The organism is Salinispora pacifica DSM 45544 (genome assembly GCF_000378845.1).
GTDB lineage: Bacteria > Actinomycetota > Actinomycetes > Mycobacteriales > Micromonosporaceae > Micromonospora > Micromonospora pacifica.
In genome coordinates this window covers 3,715,497-3,738,374 of sequence record NZ_KB905359.1, presented here as the reverse complement: position 1 = coordinate 3,738,374, position 22,878 = coordinate 3,715,497, and the positions used below count along the sequence as shown (strand labels likewise).

Below are 22,878 nucleotides of genomic sequence, written 5' to 3'. Positions count from 1 at the left end.
CCTCCCGGGCCACCCGGGTCACCTCATCGGCGAACGACGACAACTGATCCACCATCGTATTGACGGTGTTCTTCAACTCCAGAACCTCGCCCTGCGCGTCAACCGTGATCTTCTGCCCCAGATCACCCGTCGCCACCGCCGTCGACACCTGCGAGATGTTGCGGACCTGTGCGGTCAGGTTCGAACCCATGGTGTTCACCGAGTCGACCAGGTCCTTCCAGGTGCCGGCAGCGCCCCGAACGTCAGCCTGACCACCCAACTTCCCCTCGACGCCCACCTCCTGCGCCACCCGGGTCACCTCGTCGGCGACGGACGACAACTGATCCACCACGGCGTTCACCGTGCGCCCGATGCGCAGATACTCCCCACGCAGCGGTCGGTCATCCAGTTCCAGCGCCACGTGCTGGGAGAGATCGCCCCTGGCGACCGCCGCGATCACCCGCGCGATCTCGATGGTCGGGCGCCCGAGGTCCTCGATGAGTGAATTGACCGCCTGCTGCCCCTCCGCCCAGGAACCATCCAGGTCCTCGTCGTCGAGGCGTTCGGCGAGTCGCCCGTCCCGGCCCACGATCCGGCTGATCCGGCGCAGGTCGTGGCACTGCCGTTCCTGGAGCGACACCACCTCGTTGAAGGCGTCCGCCAACTCGCCCGCCCGGCCCGATCGGTGCGGCAGCCGGACCTTGAGATCGCCGTGGCGAACGCGCCGAAGCGCCTCGGTCAGCTCGATGAGGACCGCATCGGGGTCCGGCACGGACAGCTCCGTCGCCGGCTGCTTCGCCGTGGTCATCATTCCTCGCTCAGATCGGGGCCGCCTGCTGCCGGCAGGCCGGATCTCCCACTATTGTGCCCAGCACCGGGTACGCGCCAGACCGACGCGACGTGAGCTGGCACCGGCCCAGGGCTGCCCAGCGTCGGCCCTCCGCTGGTTCGGTTGGCGCCCACCGCGGCAGCGGTGAAGGATACGGGGGGTGTCAGCGGAGAGGGGGCCCGTGCCGACCGAAGACCGGGACGAGCACATCCGGCGGGTCCGGCTTCCCGCCGACCCCCGGACGCCCGCCGCGGCGCGCGCACTCGTCCGGTCGCTGCTCACCGAGGCGGACCTGGCGGAGCTGACGAACGAGGCGCTCCTGCTCACCACCGAGCTCTCCACCAACGCGGTGGAGCACGCCCGCACCGAACTGGACCTTGAGGTCGTCGCCGACCGAAGAGGGCTCACCGTCACCGTCTCCGACTTCGCCCGCGGGCCGGTCGACGAGCTGACCGTCGGCGTTCGCAACGAGAGCAGCGACATCGCCGACATCGCCGAACGGGGCCGGGGCCTGCTCCTGGTTGACCACTTCGCCAGCCGCTGGGGCACCACGTATCTGCCCGCCGGTAAGGGTGTCTGGTTCCGACTCGACCGGTCCGACTCCCCCGACCACCCCTGCCGGCTCCCGGTCACCGCCGGGCCGACCACGACGGTGACCGGTGACCGAGCCACCAACGAGGGCAGCTTCCCGCCGAGCGCCGCGGCGATGAGTGAGCTGATGCAGACCGCGCCCGACCCGTACGCCGAGGACTCCCTGCCGGAGTTCGCGACCGGCCTGTTGGCCCGGGTGGCCGAGATGGTCGGCGCGGCCGGCGGCCTGGTCCGGCTGGACCGGGGCGACGGGCAGGGCCCGCAGCTACTGGCCCGTTACGGCCGGCAGCCCCGGGTCGACAACGATCTGGTCCGGGTGCCGCTGACCGTGCACCGCCCGTACGTCGGCGAGTTGGAGCTGGACGCGGCACCGTCCGCGTACGCCCAACCGCTGGCGGTGTTGATGGCCGAACGGCTCTCGCTGCACCTGGAGAACGACCGACTACACCGAGCCGACCTGCGCCGGCAGGCCTGGCTGACCTTCCTCGCCGAGGCGAGTGAGCTGCTCGCCCAGTCGCTCGACGTCGAGTTGACCATGGCGCTCATCCCGCAGCTCGTGGTGCCCCGCCTCGGGCAGTGGTGCGCGGTACACACCGCCGATGAGTGGGGGCGGCTGCGCCTGGCGGCGGCCAGCCACGCGGACGAGTCGATGCTGCCCCAGCTGCACGCCGTGCTGGCGGAGACTGGGCTGGACTCGGTCCAGGCCCGGCTGCGGGAGGCCTCCCGCAACGGCACCCAGCTCCCACTCGGCGCGCCGACCGAGGGCTTCGCCGTCCCGCTGATCGCCCGCGGCCAGCGGCTCGGCACCCTCGCTGTTGGCCGGCACCAGCGGCACCGGCACGACCCGGACGAGGTCGCCGTACTGGAGGATGTGGCCCGGCGGGCGGCGCTGGCGATCGAGAATGCGCGCATCCACGCCGAGCGCCGCCGGGTCGCCCAGGCACTCCAGCAGTCGCTGCTGCCGCCCGTGCTGCCGGTGGTGGAGGGGCTCGGCTTCGCTGCGGAGTACGTCCCGACCGGGGACGACGCGGACGTCGGCGGCGACTTCTACGACGTACTGCCGTTGCCGGACGGGCGGTGGCTGGTGGTGATCGGTGACGTATCCGGTAAGGGAGTGCAGGCGGCCACCCTCACCGGACTGGTCCGGGATGTCATCCGGACGCTGATCGGGGACGGCAAGCCACTGTCGGAGACGCTGATCCGGCTCAACGAGACACTGGTCGAGCGAGGCGGCGGGCGCTACTGCACCCTGGCCCTGGCCGCGGTGGGACCGGGTGCGGGTAACCAACTGGAGGCGGGTAGCCAACTGGAGGTCAGCCTGCACCTCGCCGGGCACGACCGGCCGGTGCTGCTGACGGCCGCCGGTGCGGCCCGGTTCGTCGGCACCGGCGGCACCGCGCTCGGGCTACTCGACTCGATCTCCTCGCCGGCCACCGAGCTCACCCTGGAGCCCGGCGAGGCCTTGATCTTCTACACCGACGGGGTCACCGAGCGGCGGCGCGGGCGGGAGCTCTTCGGGGTGGACCGACTCCGGGAGGCGACGGCGCCGCTCGCCGGCTACTCCGCGGACGTGGTGGCGGCACGGCTGCGCTCGACCGCGCTCGGGTTCTCCACCGAGGCGCCCCGGGACGACATCGCGATCCTGGTCCTGCGCAACGACGCCAGCTAGCCGCGGCCGCGTGAGCAGGAGGGTGGCGGGGCGGCCCGGCCGGTAACGTAACGCCGTGACCACCGAGACCCCAGCGCCCGTCGCCAAGCGGATGCCGACCGAGCGAACCCACCACGGCGATACCGTCACCGACGAGTACGCCTGGCTCGCCGACAAGGACGATCCCGCCACGATCGCCTACCTCACCACCGAGAACGCCTACACCGAGGCCCGGACCGCCCACCTCGCGGAGCTGCGCGAGCAGCTGTTCGAGGAGATCCGCCGGCGGACCCAGGAGACCGACCTGTCGGTGCCCACCCGCAAGGGCGGCCACTGGTACTACACCCGCACGGTCGAGGGGCAGCAGTACGGGGTGCAGTGCCGCCGGGTCGTCCACGATGGCGAAACCGACCCGCCGGTCAGCCGCGACGGTGCCCCCCTGGCCGACGAGGAGGTGTTGCTCGACGGCAACGTGCTCGCCGCGGGGCACGACTTCTTCGCGCTCGGGGCCTTCGACGTGAGCCCGGACGGACGCTGGCTGGCGTACTCGACCGACTTCTCCGGCGACGAGCGGTTCACGCTCCGGGTCAAGGACCTCAGCACCGGGGAACTACTACCTGACGAGGTGCCCGGCACGTTCTACGGAACGGCCTGGTCCGCCGACGCCTCGGTGCTCTTCTACGTCACCGTTGACGACGCGTGGCGGCCACACCGGGTCTGGCGGCACACGCTGGGCACCCCGGCCAGCGAGGATGTGGTGGTCCACCAGGAGGACGACGAGCGGTTCTGGGTCGGGGTCGAGCTGACCCGCTCGGAGAAGTTCCTCCTCATCGACATTCACAGCAAGGTGACCAGCGAAGTCCTGGCCATTCCCGCCGGCAACCCGACCGGCGCCCCGGTCCCGGTGGCCCCCCGCCGCCAGGGCGTGGAGTACACGGTCGAGCACCACGGCCACCGGTTCCTGATCCTGCACAACGACGGCGCCGAGGACTTCGCCCTCGCATACACCTCGGCCGACGCCCCCGGCGACTGGGTGCCGCTCATCGAACACTCCCCCGGCACCCGCCTGGAGGCGGTTGACGCCTTCGAGAACCATCTGGTGGTCACGTTGCGCGCCAACGGGCTGACCGGGCTGCGGGTGTTGCCGATCGGGGGCGGCGACCCGCACGACATCGACTTCCCCGAACCGCTGTACGCCGTCGGCCTGGACAGCAACCCGGAGTACCGCACGAAGCAGCTCCGGCTCCGCTACACCTCACTGGTCACCCCGGACTCGGTGTACGACTACGACCTGGTCAGCCGCCGGATGACGCAACGCCGGCAGCGGCCGGTGCTGCCCGGGCCGGACGGCCGCCCGTACGACCCCGCCGGCTACGAGCAGCACCGGGACTGGGCGATCGCCGACGACGGCACCCGGGTGCCGATCTCGTTGGTCTGCCGGGCCGGTACCCCGCGTGACGGCTCCGCGCCGTGCGTCATCTACGGCTACGGCTCCTACGAGGCGAGCATGGACCCCTGGTTCTCGGTCGCCCGGCTCTCCCTGCTGGACCGGGGGGTCGTCTTCGCCGTGGCACACATCCGCGGCGGCGGCGAGTTGGGTCGGCGCTGGTATGACCAGGGCAAGCTGCTGGCCAAGAAGAACACCTTCACCGACTTCGTGGCCTGTGCCCGGCATCTGGTCGAGGCGGGCTGGACCGCGACCGACCGGCTGGTCGCCCGAGGCGCCTCCGCCGGCGGGCTGCTGATGGGCGCGGTGACCAACCTCGCCCCGGACGCGTTCACCGGAATCGTCGCGCAGGTTCCCTTCGTTGACGCGCTGAGCTCGATCCTCGACCCGTCGCTGCCGTTGACCGTCACCGAGTGGGAGGAGTGGGGCAACCCGCTGGACGACCCCGAGGTGTACGCGTACATGAAGTCGTACACGCCGTACGAGAACGTGCGGGCCGTGGACTATCCCGCGATCCTCGCGGTGACCAGCCTGAACGACACCCGGGTGCTCTACCACGAGCCGGCGAAGTGGATCGCGCGACTGCGAGCCACCGCGCCGCGGGGCGACTACCTACTCAAGACCGAGATGGGCGCCGGGCACGGCGGGCCGAGCGGTCGGTACGACGCCTGGCGGGAGGAGGCCTTCATCAACGCCTGGCTGCTCGACCAGCTCGGTCGCGCCTGAGGCCGGCCCGGGTCGTCGAGGGCGGGCGGCGGCCCGGCTCCCTTCGCGGGGGCCGGGCCCGGCAGGCACACCATCGGGTCGCCGGGAGCTAGGCGGCGAGCGCCGCGGCCAGCACGGCCGGCTCCACATTGCCGCCGGTCACCACGGCAACCGTACGCCCGGTGGGTAGCTCGGCGCGGCGGAACAGCCGGGCGGCGACCGCCACCGCGGCGCTCGGCTCCACGACGAGCCGCGCGTCGCGGACCAGCCGGCTCATCGCCGCCCGAATCTCGTCCTCGGTGACGGTCACGATCCCGTCCAGCCGCGCCAGCAGGTGTGCGAGGGTCAGCTCGGACGGCGGCAGGCGCAGCCCGTCGGCGCTGGTGCGGTAGGTGCGCTCCTCGCCCCACGACACCACCGACCCGGCCGCCAGCGAGTCCCGGGTGTCGGCGGCCAGCTCCGGCTCCACGCCGATGACCGCTGCGGTCGGCCGCAGCGCCCGGACCGCGGTCGCGACGCCGGAGGACAGCCCGCCCCCGCCAACCGGCACCAGCACCACCTCGACATCGGGTAGGTCCGCCACGATTTCCAGGCCGATCGTTCCCTGGCCAGCGATGATCCACCGGTCATCGAAGGGGGGCACCAGCACCGCGCCGGTCTCCGTCGCGATCTGCCGCGCCGCCAGCGCACGGCGCGGCGGCGGTACCGGCACCACCTCGACGCCGTACGCCCGGATCCGGTCGACCTTGGCCGCCGGCGCCCCCTCGGGTACGACGACCCGGCACGGCACACCGGCGGCGGTGGCCGCGTGCGCCAACGCCAGGCCGTGGTTGCCCGAGGAGTGGGTGACCACGCCGGCCGACCGCTGCTCCGCGGTGAGCCGGGCCACCGCGTGGGTCGCACCCCGCAGTTTGAAGGAGCCGACCGGCTGCAGGCTCTCCGGCTTGAGCCACAGTTCCGCATCCCACGGGGCCCGCATCAGCGGGGTACGTAGGACCTGGCCGGCGATCTCGGCGGACGCACTCCGGATGTCGTCAACAGACACAAGCTCCATCACCTGATCCTGCCCGGTGCGGATCCCGCCTAGACTCCCGGGGCGTGAGCAGCGAACGTCCGGTCGCCAGCGGCGGGGAGGATTTGCCGACGGGCGACCGGCCCAGCCTCCGCGTGATCGCCCAGGATCGGCGGGTCTGGGCAATCCTCGGCGTGGTCGCCGCCGGGCTGGTCTGCTGCTGCGCGTCGGCCGTCGGCACCCTGTTCGCCCTCGCCGCCGGCCTCTTCACCGCCGGCTGAGCACGAGGCCGGCGGCGCGGGCCGGAATCAACCTCCTGATCTGCGTTACACCCCCTGGTGGGTTACCGTTTTGCTGGTAGCAGGAGGTCCGGCGGATGTCGTTGACGGTGCACACCCAACAGCGCGGCGACGTCGCCGTCGTATCGGTCGTCGGCGAGCTGGATCTGGCGACCGCGCCGCGGTTGCAGGAGCACATCACCGACCTGTTGGACCGGGGCCGCAGCCGGCTGGTCTTCGACCTGACGCTGGTCTCGTTCTGCGACTCGACCGGGCTGGCCACCTTCATCCACGCGAAGAACAACTGCGACGAGGCGGGCGGATGCGTCCGGCTCGCCGCCCCGCAGCGCGATGTGCTGCGCATCCTCGAGGTCTGCGGGCTCTCCGAGGTGTTGCGGACCTACCCGACGGTCGAGCAGGCCGTCAACCCCACCGCGTCGCCATCGTGACGCCCGCACCGCCATCGTGACGCCCATACCGCCATCGTGACGCCCGCGTCGTCGGCCCCTGGGCGCTACCTCTCGTCCTCGATGTAACGCGGACGGGCGATGACCAGACCGGCGCTGGCCTGCACCGCAAGCGCCAAGAGCAGAAATCCGACCGGCACGACCCACCCACCGGTGGCTCCGTAGAGGACGCCGACGAGCAGCGGCCCCAGCGCCGCGACGAGGTAACCGGTGCTCTGCGCGAACGCCGACAGCGCCACCGTTCCCTCCGCCGTACGCGCCCGCAGCCCGATGGTCGCGAGGACCATCGGGAAGGCACCCTGCCCGATGGCCAGCAGGGCCATCCAGAGCAGCGCGCCGCGGTACGGCGCCAGGGCCAGCCCCAGGTAGGCCAACGTCGACGCAGCGGCCAACGACAGCACCAACGGTCGCAGTGTCCGCAGCCGACCGGCCAGCGTCGGCATCAGGAGTGCGACCGGCACGCCCAGCGCGGTGACCCCGGCGAGCAGCAGGCCCGCCGTCGCCGGGCGGAACCCGGCGTCCCGGTACAGCTGCGCCAGCCACCCCATGATCGCGTACCCGCTGAGGGACTGGGTGCCGAAGTACACGGCCATGGCCCAGCCGAGCCGGGTGCGCGCCGGGCGCACCCGGACGCCGGTCGCGGTCTCGGTCGGCGTCGATCTCCGCGCAACGGAGCGGGCCCGGCGGGCCAACGGCACCCATGGGAGTACGGCCAGCACGGCCAGCCCGGCCCAGACCCCGAGCCCGGCCCGCCAGGAGCCGAAGGCCTGCGCGGTCGGCACCGCCGCCGCGGCAGCCACCGTCGTACCCGCGGTCATGGCCGTCGTGTACGCCCCGATGGCCAATCCGGTGCGGTGCGGGAAGTACTGCTTGACCAGCAAGGGTAGGAGGATGTTCGCCACCGCGATCCCGGCCAGCGCCAACCCGCTGGTGAGGACGAAGACCAGCGCGGAGTCGGTGGCCACCCGAAGCACCTGGCCAGCGGCGAGTACCGCCATCGCCACGACCAGCACCCGAGCCGGTGCGACCCGACGGACCAGCCACGGGGTGATCGCCCCGAGCCCGGCGAACGCGATCGTCGGCAGCGTGGTTACCACGCCGGCCATGGTTCCGGAGAGTCCAAGCCCGGTACGGACCTCGTCCAGCAACGCACCGAGGCTGGTCACCGCGACCCGCAGATTCGCACCGACCAGAATTATCCCGACGAGTACGAGCGCGGCTCGGCGCGCCACCTGGCGCTCCCCGACCGGAGCCGCGGCCGTGCCGTCCGACCCGCTCTTCGTGGGCGCGCCGCCCGGAACGCCCACTACCTCCGGGACCACGTCGCCCGAGCCGCTCTTCGTGGCCACGCCGCCCGGAGCGCCCGCCCTCGCGGTGGCCGCGCTCGGCGGGCGAGGGCGGCCGGGCACCTCCGGAAGGTTGCTCTCGCGGGGCGGGCGCGGCCACATCCTGGTGGACGTTGCGGACGGTGGCGGGGTCATGCCCCCGAACCTACAATCATGGGATGAATTTTCGGCAGGAGATGTAACCAGTGCCACCCGAGGTCGACAACACCGCCGTCCCACCGCGGGGCCAGCGGATCCAGGAGACGATTGCCCAGCTCCGCGACCGGATCCTCGGCGGCGAGTGGCCGGTGGGCAGCCGCATCCCGACCGAGCCGCAACTCGTCGCGGCCCTCGGCGTGGGGCGCAACACGGTTCGCGAGGCGGTCCGCGCGCTGGCGCACGCGGGGGTACTGGAGATCCGGCAGGGCTCCGGCACCTACGTGGTGTCGGTTGATGAGCTGGCCCCGGTGGTGGCCCGCCGACTCACCGACGACCGAATGACAGAGGTGGTCGAGGTTCGGCGCGCCCTGGAGGTGGCGGCCGCCCGACTCGCCGCGCTACGGCGCACCACCGACGATCTGACGGCGCTCGCCGGCGCGCTCGCCGCCCGGGAGTCCGCGTGGCGCGGCGGACGGGTCGACGAGTTCGTGGCGGCCGACGCCATGCTGCACACCATTGTTGTCGCGGCGGCACACAACGAACTCCTCGCCGAGTTGCACGCCTCCATCGGCATCGCGATGCGCAGCACGGTCGCCGCGACGCTGGGCGAGACCCTGACGCCCGATCGCTACGTGGACCACTCCCGGCTGGTCGACGCCATCCGGGCCGGCGATCCGGAGCGGGCGGCGATCGAAGCAGGTGCCTACCTGACGGCACCGCCGCCGACCTAGGTCCCCCCGAAGCATACCGGCACCCGTGGAAATCCCACGGGTGCCGACTTTATTCGTACACCTGTTCGATAAAGTCCTGGTCATGGAGCAACGAAAGCACTGGTGGAACGGGAAATGGGGGCGCTTGGCCCGACGCGACGTCTTCCTCCGCGTCAACGCCGACCGGTGGCACGTCGAGCAGCGCGCCGGCGGCTCGGAGGGGGTCTCCCAGTTCTACGAGTACAGCAGCATCGAGGAGGCCGAAGAGACGATCCGGGCGCTACTCCACGGTACCGACACGTGGCGTGAGCTCTCCCCCCGCCCTCCGGGCGGCTGGGGCGGTGTTTAACGCACAGAACGGCCGGGAACGGCGCCAGCATGAACGAGCAACGTGTCCTCTCTCGGATCACCACCGGGATGCGGGTGGTTGACGTCGCCGGTAGTGAGATCGGCACCGTGGACCTGGTCCAGCGCGACGACCCGAACGCGGTGACCGTGCAGACACCGGCCACCGACCCGGGCAGCAGCCTGAACGAGCTGATCGAGGCCACCGCGATGGAGGAGCCGGACGTCCCGGCCGACCTGGCAGCCCGGTTGCGCCACTCGGGCTACCTGAAGGTCTCCACCGACCGGGTCCGCACCGGGGCGGTCTACGTGCCCGCCGACCAGATCGCAGCGGTCACCGACGCGGTCCGCCTGGACGTCCCGCTGGCGGAGTTGCCCGCCGAGGAGTGACCCCGCCGACCGAGACTTTCCCAACCCCGCACACCTGTGTAGAGACGAACGCAGGGTGTTCTTGGCAAGCTTGGTCCCATGACGTTGATCCTCCGTTCGGCCATCCGCAACGACATCGGCCTTGTCCGGAACAACAACGAGGACTCCGCCCTGGCCGGTGAGCGCCTCCTCGCAGTCGCGGACGGCATGGGCGGCCTGCCCGCCGGGGAGGTGGCGAGCGAGATCGTCATCCGAATCCTGGACGAACTGACTCCGCCAACCACCCCCGCTGCGGCCGCCGACGCGCTCCGCGCCGTGGTCAGCGCCGCCAACCAGCGCATCCACGCCGCGATCGTCGCGGATCCCGCCCGGGAAGGCATGGGGACGACGCTGACCGCCACACTGCTCGCCGACGACACGCTGGTGCTGGCCCAGGTAGGCGACTCCCGCTGCTACCTGTCGCGCGATGGGGAGCTGAGCTTGATCACCCGGGACGACACGTTCGTGCAGGCGCTGGTAGACCAGGGGGCGATCACCTCCGAACAGGCCCGGCACCATCCCCAGCGGTCGCTGGTGACCCGAGCGGTGCAGGGAGCCGGCGCTCCACCCACGATCGGGACCCTGACCGTGACCTCCGGCGACCGGCTGCTGCTGTGCAGCGACGGGCTCTCCGACTACGTCGAGCACGAGGCGATCGCCGCCACCCTGACCCAGTACGGTGACCGGCAACTCTGCGGGGAGCAGTTGGTCAAGCTCGCCCACCAGGCCGGCGCACCGGACAACGTCACCGTCGTGGTTTCCGACGTGACCACAGCCTGAGCGACTAACCGGCGGGACGGGCCACCGGCGGGACACCGGGTGGCCTGTTCACCGCGCTACCTGTTCCCTCTGGTGAAGACGTCCAGCAGGGCGATCAAAAGGGCGACGAGGATGAACGCCGAGATGATCAACAAGGTGGTCCGGAAGGCCGCCAACCAGTCACCGCCGGTCCGATCCAACGTCACGAACAGCGCGGAACTGACGCCGACAATCCCGGCTGAGATTCCCAGGCGGTGCCCGGTCTGCAACATCCCGGCCGCACTGCCGGCCCGCGTGTTGGACACCTGTGACATGGTCACGGCCTGGTTGGGGATGTTGGTCAGTCCGCTACCCAGGCCGCTGAGGACGAAGCCCGCGCCGAGGCCGGCGAGGAGCAGTGGCAGGGCCGCGGAGTGCGGGCTGTCGAAGGTCGGCAGGAAGAGGTCACCGATCATGACCGCCACCACTCCGACGAGAGACGTCAGCAGTCCGAGGGCTACTACTCGGCGACCCGCTCGCCAGGCCAGCCGACCCCCGACGACCGCCCCCACTGCCGTGCCCCCGGCGATCGGCACCATCACAAGACCCGTGGTGATCGGACTGTGACCCACCCCATCCTGCAGGTACAGCGCGAGTACGAAGTACAGCGCGTCGTACGCGCCGAACAACACCGCGATGAGCGCGCCCAGACCGTAGGACCGGACCCGCAGTAGGCCCAGGTCAACCAGCGGCGACTCCCGGTGCGGACGCCGCTCCCAGAGCACGAAGCCGGCGAGGACGAGCACGCCAACCGGCACCAGCACCCACAGGACAGGGGTCCGGGCGGTCTCCTCAACCATCGGAATCCAGAGCGCCACCATTCCGACGACGAACAGGACGACGCCCACCGGGTCCGTGCGTCGCCACCAGAATCGGTCCGGGGGTGCCCGCAACGCGGGAATCACGAGAAACCCCAGCGCAGCGGCCAGGAAGGCGATCGCGGCGGCCGCGACGAAAATCAGCCGCCAGCCGTGCTCCGGACTGACGTCAACCAACACCCCGCCCAGAACCGGTCCGGACCCGAGGGCGACGGCGAACGCCACCCCGAGCAAACCGTACGGACGGCCCCGCTCCTCCTTGTGGAACAGCTGCTGGAACAGCCCGAGGATCTGCGGGCTGACCGCCCCGAGCGCACCGCCCTGCACCAACACGGAGAGCACCAGCCAGACCGGTGTTTGGGCGAGGGCGGCGGACGTGGCCGCCACCCCCGCGAGCGCCAGGCCGGACACGAAGACCGCGCGCCGTCGCCACACGTCACCGAGCCGGCCACCGGGCACCAACATCAGGGCGTAGGCCAGCGCGTGGCCAGCGACCAGCCACTGCTGGCCGTCCTCGCCGAGGCCGATCGTCGCGGCGATCTGCGGCACTGCGATGACCAGCATCGCGGTGGTGACCGTCCCGAGGAACACGACCACCTGACATACCGCGGCCACCAGCCACCGTCGGGCCCGCCCACGGGATCCCTCCCCCACCGGCGTCCGCCCGGAACGGGGCTCGCGGGCCGTCAACGCGACATCCCGGCACACTCGCGACTGGTCACGCGCCCCTCACCCGCCCGTACGGCGTCTCCTCTCATCCGAACGACTCTCCTGGCTCCACCTCGTCAGTGCGGCCGGATGCTCTGCTCGTACTGGAAGAACTCATGCGGGTCGTACTTGGTCTTGATCTCACGCAGCCGGGCGTAGTTGTCGCCGTAGTACGCGGTGGCCCAGTCACCGATGCTGCTGTCCGGGACGTTGACGTAGGAGCCGTTGACGTAGGGCAGCAGCGCCTGGCGGAACTGCTCCGTCCATGCCATGACCGTCTTCTGCTCCTCGTCGTTCTCCCAGTTCCCGCTCCACTCCATGTAGTACCTCGGGCTCCGGTGGAAGAACGCGGTGGCGTCGGTCGGAACCCGCTCCACCGCACCGCCCCAGTTCAGACACCAGATCTCGCCGCCGAGACCGGGAAGTTCGGCCAGGTGCCGAACGATGGTGTCGATCCCCCGCTTCGGGAGCAGGTCATACACCCAGGACGAGGGGATGTGCGTCTTCCGCGGCGGGTCCGTCGTTCCGGCGAGTTGGTTCCAGGCGTCCAGGTAGGAGGTGGTCTCCGTGATGACCTGAGGATTTCCGATCTCGATCAGCGGCCGAATTATCTCGCGCAGCCGGTACTCAGAACCGCGATAGATACCGTTACAGTAGATATGGCCGTCTGTGCGGGTCTTCGGGTTGAACACCGAACCGAAACCGTCGTCAGCGAAGGGCGCAATTCTCTGCCAGCGCTCGAACAGCTTCCCGACGTACCGCCAATCATCCCAGGTAATCTGATACACCACGACATCCGAAACCGGATGGACGCGGTACGTGTATTTGGTCGCGATGCCAAAATTGCCGCCGCCGCCCCCACGCGAGGCCCACAACAGATCGGCGTGCCGCGTCTCGTCCGCGTGGACGAGCCGGGCGCCCCGTTCTCCGTCGGGAATGACAATATCGAGACCCGCCAGGCTGTCGCTGGTCACCCCAAGACTCCGACTGAGCTGACCAATCCCGCCGCCCAACGTGACCCCGGCGACGCCGACACCGACCTCCGCTCCGGTGGGAATCGCGAAACCCTGCTCCCCCAACGCCTCTACGACCTGGTCCTGGGTCGCTCCGGTCTGCACTGTCGCCTGGCGCGTGTGCGTGTCCAGCTCGATTCCCTGCATGTCACTGACGTCGATGATGACGCCGCCGTCCACCGCCGACCACCCCTCCAGGGCGTGCCGACCACCGCGAGCGCGGAAGGCCACATCGTGTCGACGACACCAGGTGATCGCGTTGATCACATCCTGGGCGTCCTGGCAGAAGACGATGACCAGCGGGTACGGATTGAACTGTCGGTTCCACCCGAGTCGCGCGGCGTCGTAGTCGGCGTCGTCGGGGAACACCAACCGCCCGGTCAGCCTTCCCGGGTCCGGGTGTGGACTTCGCCCCGCCGTCGCCTCGCCCAGCGCACGGTCACCGTAGGTCGCCAGAGCGGAGGGCGAGATGGCGGCAGCGCCGGCAACTCCCGCACCCACCGCCAGGACCCGTAGGACGTTTCGTCGAGTGGCTTCCATTTCCTTCTCCTTCAGCACCGGAACAACGATCTAAGATGACCCGACCCACGCGATTACGACTATTCGTGGCAACAATTCCGACCCGCCGTAACCGACCTGGCAGCACCGGCCGTACCACGCACGCCACCAGTCGACTTGGGCGGCACGATGTCAGCAAACACACCTCGCGTCACTGAAGGTACGTTTTCGTGCCGCAACACCGGCTCGTCAGTTTTGACCGTATCAGCCCGGTCTGCTACTCGAAGGCGCTTGACGGGATCGCTAATGCTGCGTGATACGCCCGAGGCTGTTGGGAATTCAGTCGCCTAATGGGAAACCGCAGCAGGGGGCCGGATCGCGCCGGTGGCCCGGCGGGCACGCCAACCGGAGCGTGGGGTCCTGCTGGACGCGAGGAGGCGCTTCCGGTTCGCCGCCACGGCTCGACGGGGTATGAAGGTGCACAGGCGACAATCCGCACTCCGGAAGGACCTGGCTCGATGACCCTGGAACGACCGATCGCCCCGGACCCGTACGAACTACTGCCGACGGTGCCATCGTTCACGCTCACCAGTGACGACGTACGTAACGGCGAGCCGATGGACGCGATGTACGTCCATCCGAGCGCCGGCGGCGACGACCTCTCCCCGCACCTGGCCTGGTCGGGCTTCCCCGCCGAGACCAAGGGGTTCGTGGTGACCTGCTTCGACCCGGACGCGCCGACCGGCAGTGGCTTCTGGCACTGGGTGCTGGTCAACCTACCGACGGGGGTGACTGAGTTGCCGCGGGGCGCGAGCGGCGATGCCCTGGGCGGCGCCTTCGCGGTTCGCAATGACTACAGCCAGCGGGATTACGGGGGCGCCGCCCCGCCACCTGGAGATCACCCACACCGTTACCTCTTCGCGGTGCACGCGCTGGACGTGGAGCGCCTCGACGTCACCCCCGACGCCTCCCCGGCGTACGTGGGCTTCAACCTCGCCTTCCACACCCTGGCCCGCGCGGTGATCCGGCCGACCTACCAGGTCACGCGGTAGCCGTCCCGCGTTCCACGATCCGCGTCCGGCCTGGTAGCGCCGGCGGGCACGGCGGAGGCGACCAGCGCCGGATCGCGGGGAAGGCGGGTGACTGTCGGGTCAGGAGGGCGTCCGGGCCACCGCGAAGACGGACTGGCCGAACGGGGGGCGGACCAGCTGTTCGACGGCCTTGGTCAGCGGAAGCACCAGGGTGTCGTACACCTTGACCATCGGGCCCTCCTTCGGCATCAGCCGGAGGACCTTGGTCGCCATAAAGTAGCCGATCAGCCCGAGCGCATTCGCGTAGTGGATCTTTTCCACGGTCAGCCCGGCTTCGGTCATCGCCGCGGCCAGGGTCTTTTTCGTGTACCGCCGGACGTGGCCGGTGGCGATGTCCGCGGGGCTCATCGCGAACTCGAACGCCGGCACGATGATGATCACCGGGCTGCCCGGCCGGACCAGGTCACGCATGCCGCGCAGGGCCCCGACGTGGTCCTCGATGTGCTCCAGGACGTTGTACGAGACGGCGGCGCTGTAATCGCCGCGGTCGGTGTGCGGCAGCAGCATCTCCCGCACCTCGATGCCCGGCTGCTCGGCGGCGAGCCGTTCCTTCAGGGCGACCAGTCGCTCCGGGTCGGCCTCGGTGGCGGTGAAGTGGGGTACCCGCTCGGCCCACTCCAGCGCGTAGTCACCGAGGCCGCTACCAACCTCGATCGGGTTCTCACCGAGGTACGGCAGGGCCAGCTCAACGAACCAACGGCGGTGGTTCACGGCGGTCGCAAGGCCTTCCAGCACCTCGGACTGGACACGCTGATTACCAGTTATTTCTGCCATACATCGATTCCTCACGGTGTGGACTGGCTTGACCCCGCCTGGACCGACAGAGTGAACCATCCACATAGAAGGCGGAACAAATCGGGGCATCGGGGTGACCGAAATGCGATCGGGCTAGGTACATGATCAGCAGCCGGGAGCCGGCACATGCTACCAATCGCCCAAAACCTGGCCCAGCGCGGCCATCGCCTGACTACGCTCTGAATTGGTATGACTACCGCTGATTCGAGTCACGCCGCCGACGCCTCCGCGGAGGGAGCGCCGGCCTCCCCGCCTGACCAGCCCCGCAGCCGTTGGCGGGTCGACCTGTTGGCAGTACTGAGCTTCGTCCTGCTCGCGTTCTGGGTGACCATCCGGCTCTGGCTGGACCCCGAAGACGGGCTCCGGGACAACCGCACCGATCAGTCCCAGTTCGAGTGGATGATGGCGCACGGTTCACGAGTGGTGACCGATTTCGCCTATCCGTTCACCTCGGATCGAATGAATGTGCCGGAGGCCGTCAATTTGATGGCCAACACGTCGGTACTATCCGTATCTATACCAATGACGCCGGTCACCCTCCTGGCCGGCCCCCGGATGTCCTTCCTGCTCTTCCTAACCCTGGGTATAGCAGCCACCGCGACATCGTGGTATTTCCTGCTCTCCCGGGTGGTGGTCCGCTCCCGCGGCCCGGCCTGGCTCGGCGCCACGTTCTGCGGGTTCGCACCCGCGATGGTCTCGCACGCCAACGCCCACCCCAACATCGTCTCCCAGTTCGTCGTACCACTGATCATCTGGCGCACCCTGCGCCTCAGCGAGCCGGGCCGCTGGCTCCGCAACGGGATCCTGCTCGCCCTGGTCATCGTCTGGCAGGCCTTCCTCAACCTGGAAATCCTGCTGATGACCGCGATCGGCCTCGGTGTGGTCATGGCCGCGCTCGCCCTCCGCCGGCCCGACCTGCGCCAACGGGCACGCCCATTCCTCGCCGGGCTGGGTGTCGCCGCAGCGGTCGCGCTCCTCCTGCTGGCGTACCCGCTCTACGTGCAGTTCTTCGGCCCCGGCGCCTACCGAGGACTCTCCCCGCTCATCCGCGGCTACTCCACCGACCTCGCCTCGTACGTGGCGTACTCCCGGGAGTCGCTGGCCGGCGACGAACCGGGCGCGCGTGGGCTGACGCAGAACCCCACCGAGGAGAACGCCTTCTTTGGCTGGCCCCTGTTGGTGCTCGTCGCCGCCCTCGTCTGGTGGCTGCGCCGCAATGTCGTCGTCCGGGCCCTGGCCCTGCTCGCGGTACTCTTCGCGGTGCTCTCACTCGGCCGGGAGATCGTGTTCAACGGCGAGCTCACCGGCATTCCGGCCCCCTGGGCCGTGCTGGAGAACCTGCCCATCCTGCACTCGGTGGTACCCACCCGATGGGCGCTGGCCATCACCCCGCTGTTCGGGCTCCTGCTCGCCTACGGGGCACAGCGCGCCCAGACCCTCGCCAACCGAAATCCCGCCGCCCGGCCGCAGATCCGCTTCGCCACCATCACCGTACTGGCGATGGCGCTCGTGCCGCTCCTACCGACCCCGCTGCCGGCGGTCCGACTGGAGCCCACCCCCGCCTTCGTCACCTCCGGCACGTGGCGGCCGTACGCGACCGATGGACGCAGCATCGTCACCCTGCCGCTACCGAGCACCCACTACGCCGACCCGCTGCGGTGGTCCGCCGAAACGGGACTGGACATGCCGATCGCCCGCGGGTACTTCCTCGGCCCGGACACCCGCCCCGGTCGGCACCGGGTCGCCCTGTTCACCGCGCCAGCCCGCCTGACCAGCGAATTCTTCGAGGAGATCCGACGCACCGGCGCGGTGCCATCGATCAGCCAGCAGCAGCGGACGGCCGCCGAGGAGGACCTACGGTACTGGCGGGCCGGCGCAGTCATCCTCGGTCCACACGAGCACGCCGACGCGCTACGCCGCGGCATGACCGAACTGATCGGGACAGCGCCGACCTACACCGGGGGTGTCTGGCTCTGGGACGTGCGAAACCTCACCTCCTGACCGAGGCCGGCCCGATCAGGGCCGGCGAAGCCGACCGACGTCGGCCCGATCAGGATCAGCGAAGCCGGCCGAAGCCGGCCGATCAGGACCGGCGAAGGCAGCAGCCCGGGCACGTCGTCGGGCGAGGCAGGGTGAACGCGAGGCAGCAGGTGTACCGCTGCACCGTCGGTTCGCCGGTCGGACCCGGCACCAACTCGACCAGGTCCCGCAGGTCGAGCGTCTGGAGCAACGTGTCGATCGAGGCGACGGAGGAACCCGGCAGGCCATCGGCGGCACGCAGGATGACGTGGGCGATCCCGGCGGCCACCGAGCCCAACAACGTTCGGGTGCCGATCCGCACTTCCGCCTGGATTGCCGCGATCACCGGGCCGAGGTGAGCGTCGAGCAGCGTCGCCCGGAGCACCGCGAGCAGCTCCACCTCGCCGGCCACCACCCGCACCTCGGGCCGGCCGGACAGCGCCAACGGATCGCCGGGCAGGACCGCCACCGCGGTTGACCGGCGCAGACCCAGGGTGAGCAGCGACCGCTGATCCGCGAAGTGGATCAGCACATCGGCGGGCACAAGCAGGGGAACCCGCCGGACCGCGGCCCAGCCCAGTACCGCCGGCAGAGCAGCCCAGTAGCTGTACGCCTTCCAGGCCAGCGCCGCACTGGCGTGCCGGGCGCCGCCCCACTGGTCAGTGGCCGCGGCCAGAAGCTCGGGCAGCCGCGTTCCGTCCACCAAGCTGGTGGCGGGTGACCAACCCGCCTCGTCGGCGACCAACAGGCCGCGGGCCAGGCCGGGCACATCGTCGGTGCCGAAGAGCTGGCGTAGCGCCGTGGTGACCGGAGCCAACGGCGCGGTTGCTGCCGTGCCGGGCATAGCTGTTGGCACCCACGCTCCTCCCGCCTTCCGCACCCTGATAAGCCAAGGCTAGCCTAACTCTGCTGGGGCTCAACAACTCGGCCCGTCCGCACCTCGACGACTCCGGCCAGCCTTGCCTCGGCGACTCCGGCCCGGCCCGGCCCGCCTCGGCGACTCCGGCCCATCCCGCGCCTCGGCGTACTACCCGCCCACCGGCCCGGGGAAACAGCCGCCGCACTATCGACCCTCGTCGCTGGAGAGTCAAGCCTCATGTCGACAAGGTGGCACTTCTCTATCCGACCGATGACAGAACGTGAAACTAATAGTCCCGGCCCCAAGGAGGCTGATGACGACATCACCGCTCGATCGGGCGGCCGACGCCTTCGCCGTCGAACTCGCCCGCCACCGGACCGAGCGAGGGCTGACCAAGAAGCAGTTGGCGACGCTGATGGGGTTCGACCCGTCATACGTGAGCCACGTGGAGGGACGCCGGCACCGGCCCACCGAAGACTTCGCCCGGCGGGCAGAGGCCGTGCTGGAGGCCAGCGGAGCGATCTGGCAACGCTTCTGCGAATACGACGAACTCCGACACAACCGCAGCGAACGGACGGCATACCGCGAGCCGCCCGCCCCCGGGCAGTGGCTGCCCCCCGGCACCGGCCTGATCGTCGAACGGGAACACGCCAGCCTCACCTACCGAGACGAAACGTACCACTGCGTGATCCGCCGGGAGCTGCACAACGCCGGGACCGAGCCGATCACCCGGTACCTCATCCGCGTCGCCGTTGACCGCTACCCGGGTGACCCCGGCCGCTCCAACCGGCACCACCGGACCCACCCGCTCACCTTCGCCGAGTTGCAGCTTCGCGCGTACCGGCTGGACGGGCCGGAGCGCGAGGCGATGCACTGGCGAACCAAGCACGACCGAGATGCCTTCAAAGAGATCTGGCTGCTCTTCGAGAACGCCGACCGGCGCTTCCCGCTCTACCCGGGCGACCGCGTCACCATCGAGTACGCCTACCACGTCGGGGCGGACAAGTGGGGCCCCTGGTTCCAGCGAGCCGTCCGGGTACCCACCCGGCACCTCGCCGTCCGGCTCGACCTGCCCACCGCCCTCGACCCACAGGTCTGGGGCGCCCAGACCTCGCTCTCCGCGGCGGAGGGCCCGCTGCGTACCCCGGTGACCCGCCGGGAGGAGGGCGACCGAACAATCTTCGCCTGGGCGGCCGACGAGCCGCCGCTGAACGGCCGCTACCGGATGCAGTGGCGATTCCGGTCCCGCCCCGAAGGGGAGCCGACAGAGCCCGGCTGGCTGCGACCAAGCGACCGGATGCGGAGCCTCGGCATCCTCCAACACGACGCCGATCTACTCCGCCGGCCCACCCAGCCGTTCGACCTACCCCGCGAGGTCGGGGCAGCCCAGGAGACCGTGGAACGGCTCACCACAGCCCTGCTCCGCCTGGACGAGCTACACCCGTTCAGCAAGGGGGTCGGTGTCGCCGCTCCACAAATCGGCATCGGCCGCGCCGCCGCCGTCGTCCGCCCCCCGGACCGCGGCGGCGAACCCGTCGTCCTGCTCAACCCGCGGGTGGTCGACGCCGCACCCGACACCGACGAACAGTACGAGGGGTGCCTCTCCTTCTTCGACCAGCGCGGTCTCGTGCCCCGCCCGCTGCGGATCGACGTCGAACACACCCACCTCGACGGCAGTCGGGTCATCACCTCCTACGAGTACGCCATGGCGCGCCTCGTGGCACACGAGATCGACCATCTTGAGGGGCGCCTATACATCGACCGGATGGCCCCCGGCGTGCCCCTGGTGCCGGTCGAGGAGTACCGGCACACCGGGCAGCCCTGGCGCTACTGACAACGTCGGTACGGCCACGTCCGCCCGGGGGAAGGAGGGCCGGGCGGACGTGGCCGTTGTGGGCGGTGCCGGTCCGCCCGATGGGTAAAGTCCGCTACAACTCACCGAAGGTGTCGTACCGAGTGTGCTCCGACGGCACCTCATCGCCGGAGAGCACCCGCAACGTGGCCCGGACCATCGTCGCCGACCCGGAGACGTAGCAGTCATGCGCCGTCCACGGGCCGTACCGGCCGACCACCTCGGAGATGTCGCCCAGCTCACCTTCGAAGCCCGCATCCGCGCTACACGCCGGCGTCACCGACAGCCACGGATGCCGGGCGACCAGTTCCTGAAGCCCGGCCAGGCCATAGAGATCAAGAGGCGTACGGGCGCCGTAGAAGACGTGCACCCAGCGGGTCCGGTTATAGCCCGTCAACTCCTCGACCAGCGCCTTCACCGGAGCCAGGCCAACGCCGCCAGCGACACAGAGAATATCCCGGTCCGACCCCCGATCCAGGGTCATCGACCCCATCGGCGCCGCCAACCGCAACAGTTCGCCCGGCTTCACCCGACGAACCAACGCGCCGGACAACCATCCCGCACCCGGCGGCGTCCGAACGTGGAACTCCAGCACATTGTCGTCGTTCGGCGCGTTCGCCACCGAATAGGTCCGCCACACCCGCGGGTGGTGGCGGGGCGCCTCGATACTGACGTACTGGCCTGCCCGCCACCGCAGCGGATGCTGAAGGGCGCGGACCGTCAACACCGCCGTGTCCGGCCCGTATCGAACGTGGGTCAGCACCTCGGCGTGCCAGAACGGCGGGTTGTCGTCCGCGGCCGCCCCCGCGAGCATCTTGCCCGAGATGGCCGCGTACGCGTCCCGCCAAGCCTGGTCGAAGGTCAGATTCCAGCCGTCGCCGGCGGTGCTGCGCAGGGCGTCCAGCAGGGCGACGCCCATGGTCTCGTAGTTCGTCGCCTCGACGTGGTACTTCCGGTGGTCCCGACCCAGCGAGCGGAGGAACTCGTCGAAGCCCTCCGGGTCGTCCACCGTGTGTGCGGCGGTGATGATCGCCTCCAACAGCCGATCGCCCTGGCCCGACATCTGCGCCGGAAAGAGCGAACGCAACTCGGGGTCGAGCAGGAACAGCCGGGCGTAGAAGTGCTCGCTCAGCCGGTCCCGGTGCTCCTCGACCAGGGTCCAACTCTCCTTGAGTAGCCGCGCGACGTCGTCCACGGGAGCGCGCTCCTTCTCCGTACGGGGATCGGGCAACCCAAGAATGGCCACGGAGCGTGCCAACCGGTCGCACAGAATGTGCGACCGGTTCATGAGGTCTCCTCGGTGCCACGATCAGGAGTCGGGTCAGGCACAGTGGTGCGGTGACCCTCGAACTGGACCGACCGTTGACTCGCCGGACACTGAGCACCGAAACGTGGCTGGTCCTCGGCTTGTCGCTCGGCCAGTCAGCCGTGTACGCCCTGACCTCGATCGTCGCCAAACTCACCGCCGAGGGACCACTGTCGGCGCAGACCGCCGCCCTGAACACCTCCCGGTCCGAGCGGCCCTACCTCGACCTCACATACCAGCTGCTCGGGATCAGCTTCGCCCTGCTGCCGGTGCTGCTCGCCATACACCTGCTGGCGCGCAGCCCCGGCGATCCGGCCCGGACTCTCGGCCTGGACGCCCGACGGCCCGGCCAGGACCTCGTCCGCGGCGCCGGCCTGGCCGCGCTGATCGGCCTGCCCGGCCTGGCCCTGTTCTGGGCGGCGGCGCAACTCGGGCTCAACGCGACGCTGGTGCCCGCCGCGCTGCCGGACGTCTGGTGGGCAGCACCAGTGTTGATCTTCGCTGCCGTGCAGAACGCCGTACTGGAAGAAGTGATCGTGGTCGGCTACCTCGTCACCCGGCTGCGGCAGCTCCAGTGGCGACTCGGTGCGGTCGTCGCCACCAGTGCGCTACTCCGCGGCTCCTACCACCTCTACCAGGGGTTCGGCGCGTTCGTCGGAAACGCGGTCATGGGCGTCATCTTCAGCCTGTACTTCCTACGAACCCGGCGGGTGATGCCACTGGTGGTGGCGCACACGCTCCTGGACATCGTGGCCTTTGTCGGCTATGCGGCGCTGCCGAAGGAGTGGTTCGACTGGCTCTGACGTCCGCGGCGATACCGACCTCGCGGCGGCCGGCACCCGCCTCGGGCCCCACCCCGGACCCACAGCTCGTGGCGACCCGAACCCGGCTGCCGGACGGGCCAGCCGTTGGCCGCTGGCGGTCCGACCGGCCCACGGGTAGTCGCTTTGCTCCCGGCGGCCGGGGCCCTGTATTCTCAACCCCCGGTGGCCTGCGAGGCCGCCAGGGAGACTTCGCCTAGTCTGGTCTATGGCGCCGCACTGCTAATGCGGTTGGGGTTTTAAAGCCCCTCCCGGGTTCGAATCCCGGAGTCTCCGCGCGAAAGTCGGTCGTGTAGGCTGACCAAGCACCAGCGCCCGTAGCTCAACGGATAGAGCATCTGACTACGGATCAGAAGGTTAGGGGTTCGAATCCCTTCGGGCGCGCAAGATCGTGAAG

Annotated in this window: 20 protein-coding genes and 2 tRNA genes; 14 read left to right on the top strand and 8 right to left on the bottom strand. The window is 70.1% G+C overall.

Annotation, left to right across the window (positions count from 1 at the left end):
• The coding region (locus tag SALPAC3_RS25990) for a HAMP domain-containing protein (protein ID WP_198290352.1) at window positions 1-787 on the bottom strand (787 nt) is incomplete at its 3' end.
• A gap of 181 nt (window positions 788-968) precedes the next feature.
• Between SALPAC3_RS25990 and SALPAC3_RS0117060 the strand changes: the two genes are divergently transcribed.
• Together SALPAC3_RS0117060 and SALPAC3_RS0117055 are read left to right on the top strand one after the other, a co-directional pair.
• On the top strand, window positions 969-3,068 hold the full coding sequence (locus tag SALPAC3_RS0117060) for a SpoIIE family protein phosphatase (protein ID WP_026185660.1): 2,100 nt from the start codon (window positions 969-971) through the stop codon (window positions 3,066-3,068).
• A 55-nt stretch (window positions 3,069-3,123) separates the two neighbouring features.
• Window positions 3,124-5,220, top strand: coding sequence for a S9 family peptidase (locus SALPAC3_RS0117055; protein ID WP_018222420.1), 2,097 nt, complete (start codon window positions 3,124-3,126; stop codon window positions 5,218-5,220).
• 88 nt (window positions 5,221-5,308) lie between these two features.
• Here SALPAC3_RS0117055 and SALPAC3_RS0117050 read toward each other — a convergent pair whose 3' ends face one another.
• Window positions 5,309-6,253 carry a threonine ammonia-lyase gene (locus tag SALPAC3_RS0117050; RefSeq protein ID WP_018222419.1) on the bottom strand — a complete coding sequence of 315 codons (945 nt, stop codon included), beginning with the start codon at window positions 6,251-6,253 and terminating at the stop codon, window positions 5,309-5,311.
• Window positions 6,254-6,297: 44 nt separating this feature from the next.
• Here SALPAC3_RS0117050 and SALPAC3_RS0117045 point away from each other — a divergent pair, with 44 nt between their 5' ends.
• Entirely contained in the window at window positions 6,298-6,492 is a 195-nt protein-coding gene (locus SALPAC3_RS0117045; RefSeq protein WP_018222418.1) for a hypothetical protein, read from the top strand.
• Window positions 6,493-6,587: 95 nt separating this feature from the next.
• Window positions 6,588-6,938 (top strand): STAS domain-containing protein, encoded by a 351-nt coding sequence (locus tag SALPAC3_RS0117040; RefSeq protein ID WP_018222417.1) that lies wholly within the window; start codon window positions 6,588-6,590, stop codon window positions 6,936-6,938.
• Between the two features lie 65 nt (window positions 6,939-7,003).
• Here SALPAC3_RS0117040 and SALPAC3_RS0117035 read toward each other — a convergent pair whose 3' ends face one another.
• Complete coding sequence (locus SALPAC3_RS0117035) at window positions 7,004-8,305, bottom strand: MFS transporter (RefSeq protein ID WP_408640404.1); 1,302 nt, start codon at window positions 8,303-8,305, stop codon at window positions 7,004-7,006.
• A 182-nt stretch (window positions 8,306-8,487) separates the two neighbouring features.
• Between SALPAC3_RS0117035 and SALPAC3_RS0117030 the strand changes: the two genes are divergently transcribed.
• The 4 genes from SALPAC3_RS0117030 (at window position 8,488) to SALPAC3_RS0117015 (ending at window position 10,683) form a co-directional block, all read left to right on the top strand.
• Window positions 8,488-9,171: a FadR/GntR family transcriptional regulator gene (locus SALPAC3_RS0117030; RefSeq protein ID WP_018222415.1), complete on the top strand. Its 684-nt coding sequence runs from the start codon at window positions 8,488-8,490 to the stop codon at window positions 9,169-9,171.
• 82 nt (window positions 9,172-9,253) lie between these two features.
• Window positions 9,254-9,499, top strand: a complete 246-nt coding sequence (locus SALPAC3_RS0117025) for a hypothetical protein (RefSeq protein WP_018821796.1) — start codon at window positions 9,254-9,256, stop codon at window positions 9,497-9,499.
• Between the two features lie 29 nt (window positions 9,500-9,528).
• The gene (locus tag SALPAC3_RS0117020; RefSeq protein ID WP_018222413.1) at window positions 9,529-9,885 is read left to right on the top strand and encodes a hypothetical protein; all 357 of its coding nucleotides are present in this window, start codon (window positions 9,529-9,531) and stop codon (window positions 9,883-9,885) included.
• A 78-nt stretch (window positions 9,886-9,963) separates the two neighbouring features.
• Window positions 9,964-10,683 (top strand): PP2C family protein-serine/threonine phosphatase, encoded by a 720-nt coding sequence (locus SALPAC3_RS0117015; protein ID WP_018222412.1) that lies wholly within the window; start codon window positions 9,964-9,966, stop codon window positions 10,681-10,683.
• Window positions 10,684-10,739: 56 nt separating this feature from the next.
• Here SALPAC3_RS0117015 and SALPAC3_RS0117010 read toward each other — a convergent pair whose 3' ends face one another.
• Complete coding sequence (locus SALPAC3_RS0117010) at window positions 10,740-12,173, bottom strand: MFS transporter (protein WP_026185658.1); 1,434 nt, start codon at window positions 12,171-12,173, stop codon at window positions 10,740-10,742.
• A 131-nt stretch (window positions 12,174-12,304) separates the two neighbouring features.
• Entirely contained in the window at window positions 12,305-13,780 is a 1,476-nt protein-coding gene (locus SALPAC3_RS0117005; RefSeq protein ID WP_018222410.1) for an FAD-binding oxidoreductase, read from the bottom strand.
• A gap of 476 nt (window positions 13,781-14,256) precedes the next feature.
• On the opposite strand from SALPAC3_RS0117005, the gene SALPAC3_RS0117000 reads away from it, so the two are divergent.
• Window positions 14,257-14,790, top strand: coding sequence for a YbhB/YbcL family Raf kinase inhibitor-like protein (locus SALPAC3_RS0117000; RefSeq protein WP_018222409.1), 534 nt, complete (start codon window positions 14,257-14,259; stop codon window positions 14,788-14,790).
• Between the two features lie 99 nt (window positions 14,791-14,889).
• On the opposite strand, the gene SALPAC3_RS0116995 is transcribed toward SALPAC3_RS0117000, so the two are convergent.
• The gene (locus tag SALPAC3_RS0116995) at window positions 14,890-15,603 is read right to left on the bottom strand and encodes a class I SAM-dependent methyltransferase (protein WP_026185657.1); all 714 of its coding nucleotides are present in this window, start codon (window positions 15,601-15,603) and stop codon (window positions 14,890-14,892) included.
• Between the two features lie 210 nt (window positions 15,604-15,813).
• Here SALPAC3_RS0116995 and SALPAC3_RS0116990 point away from each other — a divergent pair, with 210 nt between their 5' ends.
• Entirely contained in the window at window positions 15,814-17,625 is a 1,812-nt protein-coding gene (locus SALPAC3_RS0116990) for a DUF6311 domain-containing protein (protein ID WP_018222407.1), read from the top strand.
• Between the two features lie 82 nt (window positions 17,626-17,707).
• On the opposite strand, the gene SALPAC3_RS0116985 is transcribed toward SALPAC3_RS0116990, so the two are convergent.
• Window positions 17,708-18,487: a hypothetical protein gene (locus SALPAC3_RS0116985; protein WP_018222406.1), complete on the bottom strand. Its 780-nt coding sequence runs from the start codon at window positions 18,485-18,487 to the stop codon at window positions 17,708-17,710.
• Window positions 18,488-18,815: 328 nt separating this feature from the next.
• Here SALPAC3_RS0116985 and SALPAC3_RS0116980 point away from each other — a divergent pair, with 328 nt between their 5' ends.
• Window positions 18,816-20,336 (top strand): peptide deformylase, encoded by a 1,521-nt coding sequence (locus SALPAC3_RS0116980; RefSeq protein WP_018222405.1) that lies wholly within the window; start codon window positions 18,816-18,818, stop codon window positions 20,334-20,336.
• A gap of 94 nt (window positions 20,337-20,430) precedes the next feature.
• Here the strand turns inward: SALPAC3_RS0116980 and SALPAC3_RS0116975 are convergent, their stop codons facing one another.
• Window positions 20,431-21,549, bottom strand: a complete 1,119-nt coding sequence (locus tag SALPAC3_RS0116975; protein ID WP_018222404.1) for a globin domain-containing protein — start codon at window positions 21,547-21,549, stop codon at window positions 20,431-20,433.
• A 143-nt stretch (window positions 21,550-21,692) separates the two neighbouring features.
• On the opposite strand from SALPAC3_RS0116975, the gene SALPAC3_RS0116970 reads away from it, so the two are divergent.
• From SALPAC3_RS0116970 to SALPAC3_RS0116960, 3 genes are all read left to right on the top strand, one after another.
• The gene (locus SALPAC3_RS0116970; protein WP_018222403.1) at window positions 21,693-22,463 is read left to right on the top strand and encodes a CPBP family intramembrane glutamic endopeptidase; all 771 of its coding nucleotides are present in this window, start codon (window positions 21,693-21,695) and stop codon (window positions 22,461-22,463) included.
• Between the two features lie 203 nt (window positions 22,464-22,666).
• A tRNA-Ser gene (locus SALPAC3_RS0116965) sits at window positions 22,667-22,757 on the top strand.
• A gap of 35 nt (window positions 22,758-22,792) precedes the next feature.
• Window positions 22,793-22,865 (top strand) — tRNA-Arg (locus SALPAC3_RS0116960).
• Window positions 22,866-22,878 lie beyond the last annotated feature (13 nt).